Origin of the sequence: Pseudomonas sp. LSJ-87, assembly GCF_032971465.1 — a bacterium.
In the GTDB taxonomy this organism is placed as follows: domain Bacteria; phylum Pseudomonadota; class Gammaproteobacteria; order Pseudomonadales; family Pseudomonadaceae; genus Aquipseudomonas; species Aquipseudomonas putida_Z.
This window is the reverse complement of the sequence record NZ_JAWJYQ010000015.1, coordinates 25,659-42,035: the sequence shown is the minus strand read 5'-3', so window position 1 is coordinate 42,035 and position 16,377 is coordinate 25,659. Positions and strand designations below refer to the sequence as shown.

The window sequence follows — 16,377 nt, the reverse complement described above, 5'->3', positions numbered from 1 at the left end:
TTGCCGAATGCGGCTGTCGGCATTCTCACTTATTTTCCAGGTACAGGCCACAAGCGTCCGGCCAAGTCAACGAAGGCAGGCGGGCGCCCTTGAGCTTTTCCAATACAGTTAGTGGAGAGATCACCTTGGTAGAGTACGTAGTTTCCCTCGATAAGCTCGGCGTCCATGATGTGGAGCATGTGGGGGGCAAGAACGCATCCCTGGGCGAGATGATCAGCAACCTCGCAGGTGCTGGTGTATCGGTGCCGGGCGGCTTTGCCACTACGGCGCAGGCGTACCGCGATTTTCTCGAACAGAGTGGTCTCAACGACCGTATCCACGCCGCGCTCGACGCACTCGACGTGGATGACATCAACGCCCTGACCAAGACCGGCGCGCAGATTCGCCAGTGGGTCATGGAAGCCGACTTCCCGGCCCGCCTGGATTCGGAAATCCGTACGGCCTTCGCCGAAATGGCTGCCGGCAACGACAACATGGCAGTTGCCGTGCGTTCCTCGGCCACCGCCGAAGACCTGCCGGACGCCTCGTTCGCCGGCCAGCAGGAAACCTTCCTCAACATCCGCGGCGTCGACAACGTGATCCGCGCGGCCAAGGAAGTGTTCGCCTCGCTGTTCAACGACCGTGCCATCGCCTACCGCGTGCACCAGGGCTTCGACCACAAGCTGGTAGCCCTGTCCGCCGGCGTGCAGCGCATGGTCCGCTCCGAAACCGGCACCGCCGGCGTCATGTTCACCCTCGACACCGAGTCGGGCTTCCGCGACGTGGTGTTCATCACCGGCGCCTACGGCCTGGGCGAAACCGTGGTGCAGGGTGCGGTCAACCCTGACGAATTCTACGTGCACAAGAACACCCTGCAGGCAGGCCGCCCGGCCATCCTGCGCCGCAACCTGGGCAGCAAGGCAATCAAGATGGTCTATGGCGAAGAAGCCAAGGCCGGCCGCTCGGTCAAGACCGTCGAAGTGGACCGCGCCGAGCGCGCGCGCTTCTGCCTGACCGATGCCGAGGTCAGCGAGCTGGCCAAGCAGGCCATGATCATCGAGCAGCACTACCAGCGCCCGATGGACATCGAATGGGCCAAGGACGGTGACGACGGCAAGCTGTACATCGTCCAGGCGCGCCCCGAAACGGTGAAGAGCCGCTCCAGCGCCAACGTCATGGAACGCTACCTGCTCAAAGAGAAGGGCACCGTACTGGTCGAAGGCCGCGCCATTGGCCAGCGCATCGGCGCCGGCAAGGTCCGCGTGATCAACGACGTATCGGAAATGGACAAGGTCCAGCCGGGCGACGTGCTGGTCTCCGACATGACCGACCCGGACTGGGAACCGGTGATGAAGCGCGCCAGCGCCATCGTCACCAACCGTGGCGGGCGTACCTGCCACGCGGCGATCATCGCCCGTGAGCTGGGCATTCCTGCCGTGGTCGGCTGCGGCAACGCCACCCAGGTGCTGAAAGATGGCCAGGGCGTGACCGTATCCTGCGCCGAAGGCGATACCGGCTTCATCTTCGAGGGCGAGCTGGGGTTCGACGTCAAGCAGAACTCGGTCGACGCCATGCCTGACCTGCCGTTCAAGATCATGATGAACGTCGGCAACCCGGACCGTGCGTTCGATTTCGCCCAGTTGCCCAACGCCGGTGTCGGCCTGGCGCGCCTGGAGTTCATCATCAACCGCATGATCGGCGTGCACCCCAAGGCACTGCTGAACTACGCAGGCCTGCCAGCCGACCTGAAGGACAGCGTCGACAAGCGCATCGCCGGCTACAACGACCCGGTCGGCTTCTACGTCGAGAAGCTGGTCGAGGGCATCAGCACCCTGGCTGCGGCCTTCTACCCGAAAAAGGTCATCGTGCGCCTGTCGGACTTCAAGTCCAACGAGTACGCCAACCTGATCGGCGGCAAGCTGTACGAGCCGGAAGAAGAAAACCCGATGCTGGGCTTCCGTGGCGCTTCGCGCTACATCAGCGAATCGTTCCGTGACTGCTTCGAGCTCGAGTGCCGTGCGCTCAAGCGCGTGCGCAACGAGATGGGCCTGACCAACGTCGAGATCATGGTGCCGTTCGTACGCACCCTGGGTGAAGCCAGCCAGGTCGTCGACCTGCTTGCCGAAAACGGCCTGGCCCGCGGCGAAAACGGCCTGCGCGTGATCATGATGTGCGAACTGCCGTCCAACGCCATCCTCGCCGAAGAGTTCCTGGAATACTTCGACGGCTTCTCGATCGGCTCCAACGACCTGACCCAGCTGACCCTGGGCCTGGACCGTGACTCCGGCATCATCGCCCACCTGTTCGACGAGCGTAACCCTGCGGTGAAGAAGCTGCTGGCCAACGCCATTGCCGCGTGCAACAAGGCTGGCAAGTACATCGGCATCTGCGGCCAGGGCCCGTCGGACCACCCGGACCTGGCCAAGTGGCTGATGGAACAGGGCATCGACAGCGTGTCGCTGAACCCGGACTCGGTACTCGAAACCTGGTTCTACCTGGCCGAAGGGCAGGGCGCGGTCTGATGCAGTAAAACGCGGGGGTACGTCTGGCGTACCCCCGCCTGGTTTTTTCCAGGGCGAGCTCCAGCAATGGATCCCGCCCTTTTTTGTGCACCAAGCAACCTTATGCAAAGCAGCAGCACTCTATTCCCCGTGGCCCTGCTCAGTGCCGAACGCCGCGGCGACCTCAGCGAAGACGTGTACCGGATCAAGGCCGGCAACGGCCCTGACCCCAGCGTCGAGCTGGCTGTCACCCGCCTGGGGCTGGCCGATCAGGGCCAGGCCCAGGGCGTGCCGGTCATTCTCCTGCACGGCAGCTTCTCCAACCGCCGCTTCTGGTACTCGCCCAAAGGGGTTGGCCTGGGGGCCTATCTCGCCCGCGCCGGCTTCGATGTGTGGATCCCGGAAATGCGCGGCCACGGCCTGTCGCCGCGTAACCATGACTGGAAGCACAACAGCGTTGCCGCCTATGCCCGCGATGACCTGCCGCTGATTGCCGCGTTCGTGCGCGAGCAATCGGGCCAGGCGCCGCACTGGGTCGGCCATTCCCTGGGTGGTACGACCCTGGCGGCAGCGCTGGGCGGTGGCTTTCTGCCAGCCGAGCAGGTGGCCAGCGTGGCGCTGTTCGGTACCCAGATCAGCCGCGTGTACTGGCCGTTGAAGGTGCCGCCGCTGGCCTGGGGGGCGAAGCTGCTGCTCAAGCGCTGGGGGCAGATTTCCGGGCCGCGTTTCAAGCGTGGGCCGGAGGATGAGCCGATCGGCCTGGCCCTGGAGAGCATGCGCTGGCATGGCCTGTTCGGGCGCTTTGGCGACAGGCAGAGCGACTGGTGGGCGGGGCTGGCCGAGGTGGATGTGCCGCTGCTGGCGGTGGCTGGTGCGGGGGACTTCCAGGACCCGGTGTGGGCCTGCCGCAAGCTGTTCGAGCAATTGGGCGGTGAGCGCAAGCAGTTTTTGCGGCTGGGGCTCGAGGAAGGCTTCGAGGCTTTCGGGCATGTCGACATGCTGGTGAGCAAGGCCGCGCAGGTGCAGGTGTGGCCGCTGGTGGAGCGTTGGCTGCGGGATCCGCTGGTGCCGGTGCATGAGTCCACGGTGGTGGCGGAGCCTGTGCCCGCCAGTTGATTCTGCTGTGTCTGGACTGTCCCTATCGCCGGCAAGCCAGCTCCCACAGGAGTATCACTAGCCTGAAGCCAGCGGGGTCCTGTGGGAGCTGGCTTGTCGGCGATAGGGCCGGTACAGGCAAAACACAACTGACTGCTTGGTCCCGGATGACTGCAATGGGCTCTACGGTGTAGCCTTGGCCGATACCCGCTTTCGTTGTGACTGACAGGAGCTTCCCATGCAGCATTACGTTACGCCCGACCTGTGTGATGCCTACCCGGACCTGGTGCAGGTGCTGGAACCGATGTTCAGCAATTTCGGCGGCCGCGATTCGTTCGGCGGCCAGATCGTCACCATCAAGTGCTTCGAAGACAACTCGCTGGTCAAGGAGCAGGTCGAGCTCGATGGCAAGGGCAAGGTCCTGGTCGTCGATGGTGGTGGCTCGCTGCGCCGTGCACTGCTCGGCGACATGCTCGCCGAGAAGGCTGCCAAGAACGGCTGGGAAGGCCTGGTGATCTACGGCTGCGTGCGTGACGTCGACGTGCTGATCCAGACCGACGTCGGCGTGCAGGCCCTGGCCAGCCACCCGATGAAGACCGACAAGCGCGGCATCGGCGACCTCAACGTGGCAGTGACCTTCGCCGGGGTGACCTTCCGCCCGGGCGAGTACGTGTATGCCGACAACAATGGCGTGCTGGTCTCGCCAAGCCCGCTGAAAATGCCGGAGTGATGCGCCGCCCGCGCTGATGGAGCTTTGATGTTCGAGGAAGACAACGCGCAGTGGGGGCTGGTACACGCCCTGGTGCTCGATGGCAAAGGCGGCGCGCGCTCGATTGCCCGTACCGAGCTGGACGACCTGCAGCTGCAACCCGAGCAGAGCCTTTGGCTGCACTGGGACCGCAGCCATCCGCAAACCCGCACCTGGCTGCTGCACGACAGCGGCCTGAGCGCGTTCGCCTGCGAGCTGCTGCTGGAAGAAAACACCCGGCCGCGCCTGCTGCCCCTGGCCGATGAACAGTTGTTGCTGTTCCTGCGTGGGGTCAACCTCAACCCGGGTGCAGAGCCTGAAGACATGGTCTCGGTGCGCATCTTCGCCGAGGCGCAGCGGGTCATCTCGCTGCGCCTGCGGCCGTTGCGCGCCAGTGACGAGATTCTTCAGCAGCTCGAAGAGGGCAGGGGCCCGAAATCGGCTTCCGAGCTGTTGCTGCTGATGGGCGAACTGCTGACCGAAAAGGTCCAGGGCCTGGTCAGCGACCTGTCCGAACTGGTCGACCTGGAAGAAGAAAAGGTCGAATCCGACGAGCGGTACACCCCAGAGAATGGCTGCCTGCAGCAGATCCGCCGGCGTGCCGCCGGTCTGCGGCGTTTCCTGGCGCCGCAGCGGGAGATCTACGCCCAGCTGTCGCGCAGCAAATGGAGCTGGTTCGCTGATGCCGACGCCGATTACTGGAACGAGTTGAACAACAGCCTGATCCGCTACCTCGAAGAGCTGGAACTGACCCGCGAGCGGGCCGCCCTGGTGCTGGAAAGCCAGGATCGTCGGCGCAGCGAGCGCATGAACCGCACCATGTACCGCTTCGGCATCATCACCTGCATCTTCCTGCCCATGAGCTTCATCACCGGGCTGCTGGGCATCAATGTCGGCGGCATCCCGGGGGCGGAAAACCCCTATGGCTTCCTGTTTGCCTGCATCGTCGTGCTGGGGCTGGCGGTGGGGCAGTGGTGGCTGTTCCGGCGGTTGCGGTGGGTATAGATGCTCATTGACCTGCACCGGCCCTATCGCCGGCAAGCCAGCTCCCACAGGTGCACCACAGGTTTCAAGGCTTGTGGTACCCCTGTGGGAGCTGGCTTGCCGGCGATAGGGCCAGTGCAGGCAAGCGCCATTCATTTTGAAACACTCGTCCTAATGCGATGTGTGACCCATCGACCGGCCATCTCGTCTCTGACTGACACTGCGCGAGGTGCCCATGCACGATCCGTTTGAAGAATCCCTGCGCGACCTGCTCAAGGCGTCACCCTCCGGCAATGACCGGGACGACCGGGACGACGCCGCTTGCCTGGGTCGCGTGCTGAAAACCGCCAACCGCCAGGTTGGCGCGGGCGATCTGTTCAGCCTGCTTGGCCGCTGGAGCCAGGCGCTGCTGATCGCCGTGAACAATGGCGCGGCGCATGTTGCGCCGGTGCGTCGACACTCTTCCCGCAACGCTGCCAACGGCAGCAAAGCAGATAAGGCCGATTGAATATGGAACTCGATCTCTGGACCCAGAGCCTGGTCACCGCCATGACTGCCCTTTGGACCAAGGTAGCGAACTTCATCCCCAACCTGTTCGGCGCGCTGGTCGTGGTGCTGCTCGGTTTCGTGGTGGCCAAGCTGCTCGACACGCTGCTGTCCAAACTGCTGGCCAAGTTCGGCCTGGACCGCCTGATGGCCGGCACCGGCCTGACCAAGATGCTCGGCCGGGTCGGCATCCAGGTACCCATCTCCACCCTGATCGGCAAGATCGTCTACTGGTTCGTGCTGCTCATCTTCCTGGTCTCGGCCGCCGAGTCGCTGGGCCTGGAGCGGGTGTCGGCAACCCTCGACATGCTTGCCCTGTACCTGCCGAAGGTGTTCGGCGCAGCCCTGGTGCTGCTGGCTGGCGTGCTGCTGGCCCAGGTGGCCAACGGCCTGGTACGCGGCGCTGCCGAAGGCATCGGCCTGGAATACTCGGCAGGCCTGGGCCGTATCACCCAAGGCCTGGTGATCATCATCAGCATCTCGGTGGCCATCAGCCAGCTGGAGGTGAAAACCGACCTGCTGAACCATGTGATCGTGATCGGGCTGATTACCGTTGGTCTGGCCGTTGCATTGGCAATGGGCCTCGGTAGCCGCGAAATCGCCGGGCAAATCCTTGCCGGCATCTACGTGCGCGAGCTGTACCAGGTGGGCCAGCAGGTGCGAATTGGAGAGGTCGAAGGGCACATCGAGGAAATCGGTACGGTCAAGACGACGCTGCTGACCGATGATGGCGAACTGGTGTCGCTGTCCAATCGTGAGCTGCTTGAACAGCGAGTCAATAGCCGCTAACCGCACAAAGCTGTTAATGTATGCCGCCGCGAAAATCGACCCACGGGGTCGCGCGGCGACATTGACCTGACTGTCGGCCAGATCCGTTTTGAATAAAGTTCATTCGCCGCCCATGCGTTATGACCCCCGCGAGCTCACCGACGAAGAGTTGGTGGCGCGTTCGCATGAGGAGCTGTACCACGTTACCCGCGCCTATGAAGAGCTCATGCGGCGCTACCAACGGACCCTGTTCAACGTCTGTGCGCGTTATCTGGGGAACGACCGTGACGCGGACGATGTCTGTCAGGAAGTCATGTTGAAAGTGCTGTACGGGCTGAAGAACTTCGAGGGTAAGTCCAAGTTCAAGACCTGGCTCTACAGCATCACCTACAACGAATGCATTACCCAGTACCGCAAGGAGCGCCGTAAACGTCGGTTGATGGATGCCTTGAGTCTGGACCCTGTTGAAGAGGCGTCCGAAGACAAGGCTCCGAAGCCGGAAGAAAAAGGCGGGCTGGACAAGTGGCTGGTGCATGTGAACCCGATTGACCGGGAAATCCTGGTGCTGCGTTTTGTCGCAGAGCTGGAATTTCAGGAAATTGCCGACATCATGCACATGGGCCTGAGCGCGACAAAAATGCGCTACAAGCGCGCGCTAGACAAGCTTCGGGAGAAATTTGCCGGCCTCGATGAAACTTAGTGGCGTGCAAATATCTCTAACGAACCGGCGAGTTCTGCTAGACTTGCCGTCGAGTTGTCCCCCTTGTTTGTGGTGGGACTGCTTAACTATCACCAGATGGGGATTTAACGGATGAAATTGAAAAACACCTTGGGCTTGGCCATTGGCTCGCTCGTCGCTGCTACTTCGTTCGGCGTTCTGGCTCAAGGCCAAGGCGCTGTGGAAATCGAAGGCAACGTTACCAAGCAGTACTACGACAGCGAACGTAACTTCAAGAACGACGGCACCAATCCTGGTGTTCGCCTGGGCTACTTCCTGACCGACGACGTTTCCCTGGACCTCGGCTACAACGAGACCCACAACGCTCGTGGTGAAGTCTTCAATAAAGACATCAAAGGTTCCAAGGCCAAGCTCGACGCTACCTACCACTTCGGTACCGTGGGCGACGCTCTGCGTCCGTACGTTTCCGCCGGTTTCGCTCACGAGAGCCTGGGCCAGGCCACTCGTAGCGGCCGCGACCACTCCACCTTCGCCAACGTTGGCGCTGGCGCCAAGTGGTACATCACCGACATGTTCTTCGCCCGTGCTGGCGTAGAAGCCATGTACAACATCGACAACGGCAACACCGAGTGGGGCCCGACCGTTGGTGTTGGTCTGAACTTCGGCGGTAGCCCGAAGCAAGCTGAAGTCGCTCCGGCTCCAGTTGCCGAAGTGTGCTCCGACTCCGACAACGACGGCGTTTGCGACAACGTCGACAAGTGCCCAGACACCCCAGCCAACGTTACCGTTGACGCTGATGGCTGCCCGGCTGTTGCCGAAGTCGTTCGCGTTGAGCTGGACGTCAAGTTCGACTTCGACAAGTCGGTCGTCAAGCCAAACAGCTACGGCGACATCAAGAACCTGGCTGACTTCATGAAGCAGTACCCACAGACCACCACCACCGTGGAAGGTCACACTGACTCCGTCGGCCCAGACGCTTACAACCAGAAGCTGTCCGAGCGTCGTGCCAACGCTGTCAAGCAGGTCCTGACCCAGCAGTACGGCGTGGAATCCAGCCGTGTTGACTCGGTTGGCTACGGCGAAACCCGTCCGGTTGCCGACAACGCCACCGAAGAAGGCCGTGCTGTCAACCGTCGCGTTGAAGCTCAGGTAGAAGCCCAGGCCAAGTAATTGGTTTGAAGCTTCATGAAAAACCCGGCCTCGGCCGGGTTTTTCTTTGCCTGGGATTTGTGTGGTGTGTGCTGGCCCTTTCGCGGGTAAACCCGCTCCCACAGGTTCGCCGCACCCTTCAGGTCATGCACAATCCCTGTGGGAGCGGGTTTACCCGCGAAAGGGCCGGCGCAGGCAGCGCATCATCCAGCAATTGCCACCAATTCCTGAACCACCTGTTTCCCAACCACCTCCCCAATCACCAAAATCGCCGGGCTACGCAAGCCAAACCCCCGCGCATCCTCGGCCATCCCCCGCACATCGCTCCTGCACTCCCGCTGCTGCGGCAACGAGGCATTCTCGATCATCGCCACCGGCGTCGCCGGTGCCATGCCCCCGTCCAGCAACCCTTGGCGCACCTGCTCCAGCCTGGCCACGCCCATGTACACCACCAGCGTCGTCCCGCCCTGGGCCAAGGCCGCCCAGTTCAGTTCGCTGTCGTCCTGGGTATGTGCCGTGACCAGCGTCACGCCCCGGCTCACACCCCGTGAGGTCAGGGAAATCCCGCATTGCGTGGCGCCAGCCAGGCCGGCGGTGATGCCGTTGACCACTTCCACCTCGATGCCATGCCCCTGCAGCCACAGCGCCTCTTCACCACCACGGCCGAAGATGCACGGGTCGCCGCCCTTGAGCCGGACCACGCAGCGCCCTTGGCGCGCATGGCGCAGCATCAGGCGCTGGATGAATGCCTGCGGCGTGGAGCGGCAGCCGCCGCGCTTGCCCACGGCAATCACCCGGGCCTGTGGGCAATGCTCCAGCACCGCCGGGTTGACCAGGTCGTCGATCATCACCACAGCGGCTTGCTGCAATGCGCGTACAGCCTTGAGGGTGAGCAGTTCGGGGTCACCAGGGCCAGCACCAACCAGCCAGACTTTCGCATTCATCAGGGTTTCCTCATCGGCAAGGTGCGTTCAGCCCTTGAGCAGGGTGAGCAGCAATATCAGGTTGAACAGCAAGGACAGCAGGGCCAGGGTGCGCCAGACCTTCAACGGTTCGCGCTCCAGCAACGGCCGTGGCCGGCTGGGCAGTTCCTGGCGGTCGCCACGTTCGAGCAGCAGCAACCAGTGTTCGGCGGTTTCGAAGCGCTGCGCCGGGTCCGCTGCCAGTGCCTGCTGCAGGTTGTGCTGCAGCCATTCCGGCAGGTCGGGGCGGTAGCGCGCGGCGTTGACCGGTTGGCCGAAGCGCGGGCGCTGGAAAGCCTCCACTTCGCCGTAGGGGTAATGCCCGGTCAGCAGGTGATACAGCGTCACGCCCACGGCATACAGGTCCTGGCGTGGGCTGGGCGGCTGGCCGTCGAACGCTTCCGGGGCAATGTATGACGGCGTGCCCGGCAACTCGTGCAGCGGGTCTTCGGACAGCCCCGGGCAGTAGGCCAGGCCGAAGTCCAGCAGGCGCAGCTGGCCATCGCTGCCCAGGTGCAGGTTCTCTGGCTTGATGTCGCGGTGCAGCAGGTTGCGCCGGTGCAGTACGCCGACCGCTTGCAGCAGCTGCCGGGCCAGCTCCAGCCACTGCGGCATGGGTAGCGGGCCGTGCTCGGCCAGCAGCGCTGCCAGGCTCTGGCCGGGGTATTCGCGCATCACGTAGTACAGGTGCTGGCGCTGGCTGGCGGTGTGCAGTTCGGGGAAGTGCCGGCCAGCGACCCGGCGCAGGAACCATTCTTCCAGCAACAGCCCTTGCGCCGCGCCGGGCTCCTGCTCGCGTGCGGCGGGCAGGGTCTTCAGCAGCCAGGCTTGGCCCTGGGCATCGCGCACCCGGTACAGCAGCGACTGGCGGCTTTGCGAAAGCAGCTTTTCGGCTTGCCAGCCATCGATTACCTGGCCTTCACGCAGCGGGCCGGGCACTGGCCATTGCTGCAGTTGCGCCAAGGTGTCGCCCAGGTTGGCCGTGCCCAGTTGCTCGACCTGCACCAGCAAGGCACTGGCGTTGTCCTGGCTGCCGTTCAGGTGCGCGCTGGCGACCAGGGTGTCGACGGCCAGTTGCAGGTCGGGTTGCTCGCGCAGCACCGCCTGGATGTGCTGGTCGCCCAGGCTGGCCCATACGCCATCGCTCAACAGCAGGAAGCTCTCGCCCGGCTGCAGCTCACCTTCCAGATAATCCACCAGCAGGTGCTGGTCCAGGCCCAGCGCGCGTTTCAGCACATGCTGCATGCCTGGCTGGTCCCATACATGGTCTTCGCTCAGGCATTGCAGGCGCCCAGCGTGCCAGCGGTACACGCGGCAGTCACCCACGTGGGCCAGGGTAAAGCGCCGGCCACGCAGCACCAGCGCGCTGAGGGTGGTCAGCAGTGGCTGGCCACTGCCTTGGGCACGCAGCCAGCGGTTCTGTGCCAGCAGCAGGCGGTCGAGGGCCTGGGCCACGCTCCAGGTCGCGGGGGTGGCGTAGTAGTCCAGGGCCAGCGCCTGCAGGCTGGCACGGGCTGCCAGGCCGCCATCGGCACATTGGCTGACGCCGTCGGCGAGGGCGAACAGGTAGCCTTTGCTGGCGGCCAGCTCCGGCGCCGGGGTAACCAGGCGCAGGGCGTCCTGGTTTTCCTCGCGCGGCCCGGTGGCGCTGGCCTGGGCAAAGTTCAGTTGCAGGCTCATGGCTGTGCCTCAGACCCGCGCCGCGGTAACCGCAGCCGAGCCCCAGGTGGTGCGCCAGCGCTGTTTCACGCCGTGCAGGCCGAACCAGGCCAGCAAGCCCAGGCTGGCGAACAGCCACAGCCCCAGCTGGTAGTCACCGGTGTGCTGCTTGATGGTGCCAAGCCCTGCGGCCAGCAGGAAGCCTCCGATGCCGCCGGCCATGCCGATCAGCCCGGTCATCACGCCGATCTCCTGACGGAAGCGTTGCGGTACCAGCTGGAACACCGCGCCATTGCCGGCCCCCAGGCCGAGCATGGCGCTGACGAACAGGGCCAGTGCGGCGGCGGCGCTAGGCAGGTTGAAGCCGACTGCAGCGATGCAGATGGCCGCCACGCTGTACATGCCCAGCAGGGTGCGGATGCCGCCGAAGCGGTCGGCCAGGGCGCCGCCGAGCGGGCGCATCAGGCTGCCGGCGAACACGCAGGCAGCGGTGTAGTAGCCGGCGGTGACCGGGCTCAGGCCATACTGGTCGCTGAAGTAGCCGGGCAGGGCGCTGGCCAGGCCAATGAAGCCGCCGAAGGTGACGCTGTAGAAGAACATGAACCACCAGCTGTCACGGTCGCCCAGGGCCTTGAGGTAGTCGGCCATGGCTTTTGGCTTGGGCCGCTGCGGAGCATTGCGTGCCAGCAGGGCGAACACCAACAGCGCCAGCGACAGCGGGACCAGCGCGAAGCCGAACACATTGTTCCAGCCAAAGCCCGCAGCCAGCGCCGGGGCCAGCAGGGCGGCGAACACTGTGCCGGAGTTGCCGGCACCGGCAATGCCCATGGCTTTGCCTTGGTGCTGTGGCGGGTACCATTGCGAGGCCAGCGGCAGTGACACGGCGAACGAGGCACCGGCAAAGCCGAGGAACACGCCCAGCAGCAGTGCTTGTTCATAGCTGTGCACGCCCAGGTGCCAGGCAGCGGCGAGGGCGACGATGACCACCACCTGGCCGATCAGCCCTGCGGTCTTTGGCGACAGGCGGTCTACCAGCACGCCCATGGCAAAGCGCAGGATCGCCCCGGCCAGGATCGGCGTGGCCACCATCAGGCCCCGTTGTTGTGCACTCAGCTGCAGATCGGCGGCAATCTGCACCGCCAGTGGGCCAAGCAGGTACCAGACCATGAAGCTGAGGTCGAAGTACAGGAACGCGGCGAACAGCGTGGGCACATGCCCGGATTTCCAGAAGCTGGTACTCATCGAACACCTCACTCGGCAATGCAACGGAACGAAAAAGACGCCGCTACCCGCTCCACGTGGGTGGAGGGGAGAGCGACGTCTTTGTCGGGATCAAGTGGGCAACCGCCGTTGGCTACCGGTGATATTTGTTCAGCAAGAGATGGGCCAACTCGGACCGTGGGTTGACTCGGGTTATGTGGGAGCGGCCTTGTGTCGCGAAAGGGCTGCGCAGCAGCCCCGGCAATATCTGCGGCGAAGCTGGAAATTCGGGGGCCGCTACGCGCCCCTTTCGCGACACAAGGCCGCTCCCACATGGATCGCGTGAGGTTTTGAACGAAGCGTCAGCCCAGCATCTCGTGCATGGCAATGATCTGCTCGGCCACCTGAATCAGCTTCTGCTGCCGGCTCATGGCCTGGCGGCGCATCAGGGTGTAGGCCTGTTCTTCGTTGCAGTCCTTCATCTTCATCAGCAAACCCTTGGCCTGCTCGATGCGCTTGCGCTCGGCCAGTTGCTGGTCGCGCGCAAGCAGCTGCGCCTTCAGCGCCTGGTCGCTTTCGAAGCGGGCCATGGCCACGTCCAGGATCGGTTGCAGCCGCGCGGCATGGATGCCTTCGACGATGTAGGCGCTGACCCCTGCCTGGATCGCCTGGCGCATCACCCCGGGGTCGTGCTCGTCGGTGAACAGCACGATCGGCCGCGGCTGGTCACGGCTGACCAGGACCACCTGTTCCATCACATCGCGGTCCGGTGAGTCGGTGTCGATCAGCACCACGTCCGGGCGCACCGTTTCGACGCAGGCGGGCAGGTCGATGGTCAGGTCTGGGGCTTCGATGACCTCGAAGCCGGCCTCGCTCAAGGCTGCCTTGAGGCGGCCGAGTTTGCTCTGGGTGTCGTCGATCAGCAGGATGCGCAACATGAATGGTCCCCCTCACGCGCCGACACGGGCATCGGGCAGGTCGCCCAGTGCATGCAGGCTGAAACTGCGGGCATAACCGTAGGGGTCACTACCGTCCCAGCGGCTGCCATCGATCAGCAGGCTGCTGCGCATCGGCTGCTCGGGGCAGGCCACGCCGAGGCTTTGTGCCGCCTCGCCATACAGTGCCAGCTGCTGGACCTGGCGGGCCACGCCGAGGTAGTCGGGGTCGTCGCGCAGCAGGCCCCAGCGGCGGAACTGGGTCATGAACCACATGCCGTCGGACAGGTACGGCAGGTTGGCCCGGCCATGATCGTGCAGGCGCAGGGCGTGCGGGTCTTGCCAGTGGTTGCCCAGGCCATCGTGGTAGCTGCCGAGCAGGCGTGGTTCGATACTTGCCAGCGGGGTGGCCAGGTAGGCGCTGCCGCTGAGCAGTTGCGCAGTGCTGCGGCGGTTCTCCGGGCTTTGCTCGATGAAGCGGCTGGCGGCGAGGACCGCCTTGATCAGCGCGCGGGCGCTGTTGGGGTATTGCTCGGCAAAGGCGCGGGCGCAGGCCAGGACCTTTTCCGGGTGGTCCGGCCAGATCGACTGGCTGGTGGCCAGGGTGAAGCCCTGGCCCGTGGCTACGGCATCGGCAGCCCAGGGTTCGCCCACGCAGAAGCCGTCGATGCGCCCGGCCTGGATATGCGCGGCCATCTGCGCTGGTGGCACAACCACGCTGTCGACGTCGCGCAATGGGTGGATGCCCTGGCTGGCCAGCCAGTAATACAGCCACATGGCGTGGGTGCCGGTGGGGAAGGTCTGGGCGAAGGTGAGGCGTGCGCCATGCAGGTGCACCAGGCGCGCCAATGCTTCAGGGTTGGTCACGCCTTTGCGCTGCAGGGCCGGAGACAGGTTTATGGCCTGGGCGTTCTGGTTCAGCCCCATGAGCACGGCCATGGCGCTGGCCGGTACACCGCCGATGCCCAGGTGCACGGCGTACACCAGGCCATACAGGCAATGCGCGGCATCCAGCTCGCCGCTGACCAGTTTGTCGCGCAGCCCGGCCCAGGAGCCCTGGCGCTTGAGGTTGAGGGTAAGGCCGTGCTGCTGGGCAAAGCCCTGGGTGGCGGCGACTACCACCGGGGCGCAGTCGGTCAGGGCCATGTAGCCGATGTTCAGGCTGGGCTTTTCCGGCGCGTCGCTGCCGTTGACCCAGGCCAGGGGCGTTGCTCGGGGTACAGTGTTCACAAGGTTCCTCGCCCGTACTGATAAGGCTGTGGGCTTTTCCGGTGCAACCGATGTGCCATCTGGCAGCATCCCTGTGGAGCAACTGCCTTGTGCCGCCTGCATTGGCCTCATCGCCGGCAAGCCAGCCCCCACAGATACAGCACAGTTTTCAGCCCTTGTGTTGCCCCTGTGGGAGCATCTCTGTGGAGCAACTGCCTTGTGCCGCCTGCATTGGCCTCATCGCCGGCAAGCCAGCTCCCACAGATACAGCACAGGTTTCAGCCCTTGTGTTGTACCTGTGGGAGCATCCCTGTGGAGCAACTGCCTTGTGCCGCCTGCATTGGCCTCATCGCCGGCAAGCCAGCTCCCACAGATACAGCACAGGTTTCAGCCCTTGTGTTGTACCTGTGGGAGCATCCCTGTGGAGCAACTGCCTTGTGCCGCCTGCATTGGCCTCATCGCCGGCAAGCCAGCTCCCACAGATACAGCACAGGTTTCAGCCCTTGTGTTGTACCTGTGGGAGCATCCCTGTGGAGCAACTGCCTTGTGCCGCCTGCATTGGCCTCATCGCCGGCAAGCCAGCTCCCACAGATACAGCACAGGTTTCAGCCCTTGTGTTGTACCTGTGGGAGCATCCCTGTGGAGCAACTGCCTTGTGCCGCCTGCATTGGCCTCATCGCCGGCAAGCCAGCTCCCACAGGTACAGCACAGGTTTCAGCCCTTGTGTTGTACCTGTGGGAGCTGGCTTGCCGGCGATGGGCTGCGCAGCAGCCCCACGATTTGCTGTCATGCCGGCCTCGCGCTGGCTATAATCGCCCCCTCATTCACCCCGAGCCTTGCCCGCCCATGTATACCCTGGCCCGCCAGCTGCTGTTCAAGCTTTCCCCGGAAACCTCCCACGACCTGTCCCTGGACCTGATCGGCGCCGGTGGCCGTCTTGGCCTCAACGGCATGCTGTGCAAGCAGCCGGCGGCTTTGCCGGTTACGGTCATGGGCTTGAACTTCGCCAACCCGGTGGGCCTGGCGGCCGGCCTGGACAAGAACGGCGCGGCCATCGACGGTTTCGCCCAGCTGGGCTTCGGCTTCGTCGAAATCGGTACCGTCACCCCGCGCCCGCAGCCGGGCAACCCCAAGCCGCGGCTGTTCCGCCTGCCGGAGGCAACTGCCATCATCAACCGCATGGGTTTCAACAACCTGGGCGTTGATCACCTGCTCGGCCGGGTGCGGGCTGCGCGTTACAACGGCGTGCTGGGCATCAACATCGGCAAGAATTTCGACACCCCGGTGGAGCGTGCCGTCGATGACTACCTGATCTGCCTGGACAAGGTGTACACCGACGCCAGTTACATCACGGTCAACGTCAGTTCGCCAAACACCCCGGGCCTGCGCAGCCTGCAGTTCGGCGATTCGCTCAAGCAGCTGCTTGATGCCCTGGCCGAGCGCCGCGAGCAATTGGCCGGCACGCATGGCAAGCGCGTACCTTTGGCAATCAAGATTGCCCCGGACATGAGCGACGAAGAAACCGCCCTGGTGGCCGCCGCGCTGATGGAGTCGGGCATGGATGCGGTGATCGCCACCAACACCACACTGGGCCGTGAAGGTGTAGAAGGGTTGCCGTACGGTGGCGAGGCGGGTGGCCTGTCGGGCGCGCCGGTGCTGGAGAAGAGCACCCATATCGTCAAGGTGCTGGCGGGCGAGCTGGGCGGCAAGCTGCCGATCATTGCCGCTGGCGGCATTACCGAAGGCCGCCATGCCGCCGAGAAGATCGCTGCCGGGGCGAGCCTGGTGCAGATTTATTCGGGCTTCATTTACAGAGGGCCAGCGTTGATTCGCGAGGCGGTGGACGCTATCGCTGCGATGCCGCGGTGACCTGGCCGGCCCATTCGCGGGCATGCCCGCGAAGAAGCCAGCGCGGATATGGATTCGAAGTCATAAAAAAGGGCCCCATCAAGGGGCCCCTGGG

The 16,377-nt window shown here is 64.2% G+C and carries 14 protein-coding genes; 9 read left to right on the top strand and 5 right to left on the bottom strand.

The features are described 5' to 3' along the window. Window positions 1-125: 125 nt before the first annotated feature. From ppsA to RYH74_RS10250, 8 genes are all read left to right on the top strand, one after another. Complete coding sequence (gene ppsA / locus RYH74_RS10285) at window positions 126-2,501, top strand: phosphoenolpyruvate synthase (RefSeq protein WP_317409347.1); 2,376 nt, start codon at window positions 126-128, stop codon at window positions 2,499-2,501. Window positions 2,502-2,603: 102 nt separating this feature from the next. Further along, entirely contained in the window at window positions 2,604-3,596 is a 993-nt protein-coding gene (locus tag RYH74_RS10280; protein ID WP_317409346.1) for an alpha/beta fold hydrolase, read from the top strand. 217 nt (window positions 3,597-3,813) lie between these two features. Next, window positions 3,814-4,305: a ribonuclease E activity regulator RraA gene (gene rraA, locus RYH74_RS10275; RefSeq protein WP_021785500.1), complete on the top strand. Its 492-nt coding sequence runs from the start codon at window positions 3,814-3,816 to the stop codon at window positions 4,303-4,305. A gap of 27 nt (window positions 4,306-4,332) precedes the next feature. Further along, a complete protein-coding gene (locus RYH74_RS10270; RefSeq protein WP_317409345.1) occupies window positions 4,333-5,328 on the top strand; it encodes a zinc transporter ZntB in 996 nt (331 codons plus the stop codon). A 214-nt stretch (window positions 5,329-5,542) separates the two neighbouring features. After that, window positions 5,543-5,815 (top strand): hypothetical protein, encoded by a 273-nt coding sequence (locus tag RYH74_RS10265; RefSeq protein WP_004376140.1) that lies wholly within the window; start codon window positions 5,543-5,545, stop codon window positions 5,813-5,815. Window positions 5,816-5,817: 2 nt separating this feature from the next. Further along, the gene (locus tag RYH74_RS10260; protein WP_004376138.1) at window positions 5,818-6,642 is read left to right on the top strand and encodes a mechanosensitive ion channel family protein; all 825 of its coding nucleotides are present in this window, start codon (window positions 5,818-5,820) and stop codon (window positions 6,640-6,642) included. 112 nt (window positions 6,643-6,754) lie between these two features. Then, window positions 6,755-7,321 (top strand): RNA polymerase sigma factor SigX, encoded by a 567-nt coding sequence (gene sigX / locus RYH74_RS10255; RefSeq protein ID WP_003248665.1) that lies wholly within the window; start codon window positions 6,755-6,757, stop codon window positions 7,319-7,321. A gap of 111 nt (window positions 7,322-7,432) precedes the next feature. Next, a complete protein-coding gene (locus tag RYH74_RS10250) occupies window positions 7,433-8,470 on the top strand; it encodes an OmpA family protein (protein WP_004376136.1) in 1,038 nt (345 codons plus the stop codon). A 182-nt stretch (window positions 8,471-8,652) separates the two neighbouring features. On the opposite strand, the gene cobA is transcribed toward RYH74_RS10250, so the two are convergent. The 5 genes from cobA to RYH74_RS10225 all read right to left on the bottom strand — a co-directional run bounded on the left by cobA (window position 8,653) and on the right by RYH74_RS10225 (window position 14,435). Then, window positions 8,653-9,393, bottom strand: a complete 741-nt coding sequence (cobA, locus tag RYH74_RS10245) for a uroporphyrinogen-III C-methyltransferase (protein WP_317409344.1) — start codon at window positions 9,391-9,393, stop codon at window positions 8,653-8,655. Window positions 9,394-9,420: 27 nt separating this feature from the next. Continuing rightward, on the bottom strand, window positions 9,421-11,091 hold the full coding sequence (locus RYH74_RS10240; RefSeq protein WP_085617185.1) for a bifunctional protein-serine/threonine kinase/phosphatase: 1,671 nt from the start codon (window positions 11,089-11,091) through the stop codon (window positions 9,421-9,423). 9 nt (window positions 11,092-11,100) lie between these two features. Next, complete coding sequence (locus tag RYH74_RS10235; protein WP_085664968.1) at window positions 11,101-12,312, bottom strand: nitrate/nitrite transporter; 1,212 nt, start codon at window positions 12,310-12,312, stop codon at window positions 11,101-11,103. A gap of 320 nt (window positions 12,313-12,632) precedes the next feature. Next, a complete protein-coding gene (locus RYH74_RS10230) occupies window positions 12,633-13,208 on the bottom strand; it encodes an ANTAR domain-containing response regulator (protein ID WP_025338289.1) in 576 nt (191 codons plus the stop codon). A 12-nt stretch (window positions 13,209-13,220) separates the two neighbouring features. Then, entirely contained in the window at window positions 13,221-14,435 is a 1,215-nt protein-coding gene (locus RYH74_RS10225) for a CmpA/NrtA family ABC transporter substrate-binding protein (protein WP_317409343.1), read from the bottom strand. 825 nt (window positions 14,436-15,260) lie between these two features. On the opposite strand from RYH74_RS10225, the gene RYH74_RS10220 reads away from it, so the two are divergent. Further along, window positions 15,261-16,283 (top strand): quinone-dependent dihydroorotate dehydrogenase, encoded by a 1,023-nt coding sequence (locus tag RYH74_RS10220; RefSeq protein WP_025338291.1) that lies wholly within the window; start codon window positions 15,261-15,263, stop codon window positions 16,281-16,283. The last annotated feature ends 94 nt before the right edge of the window (window positions 16,284-16,377 follow it).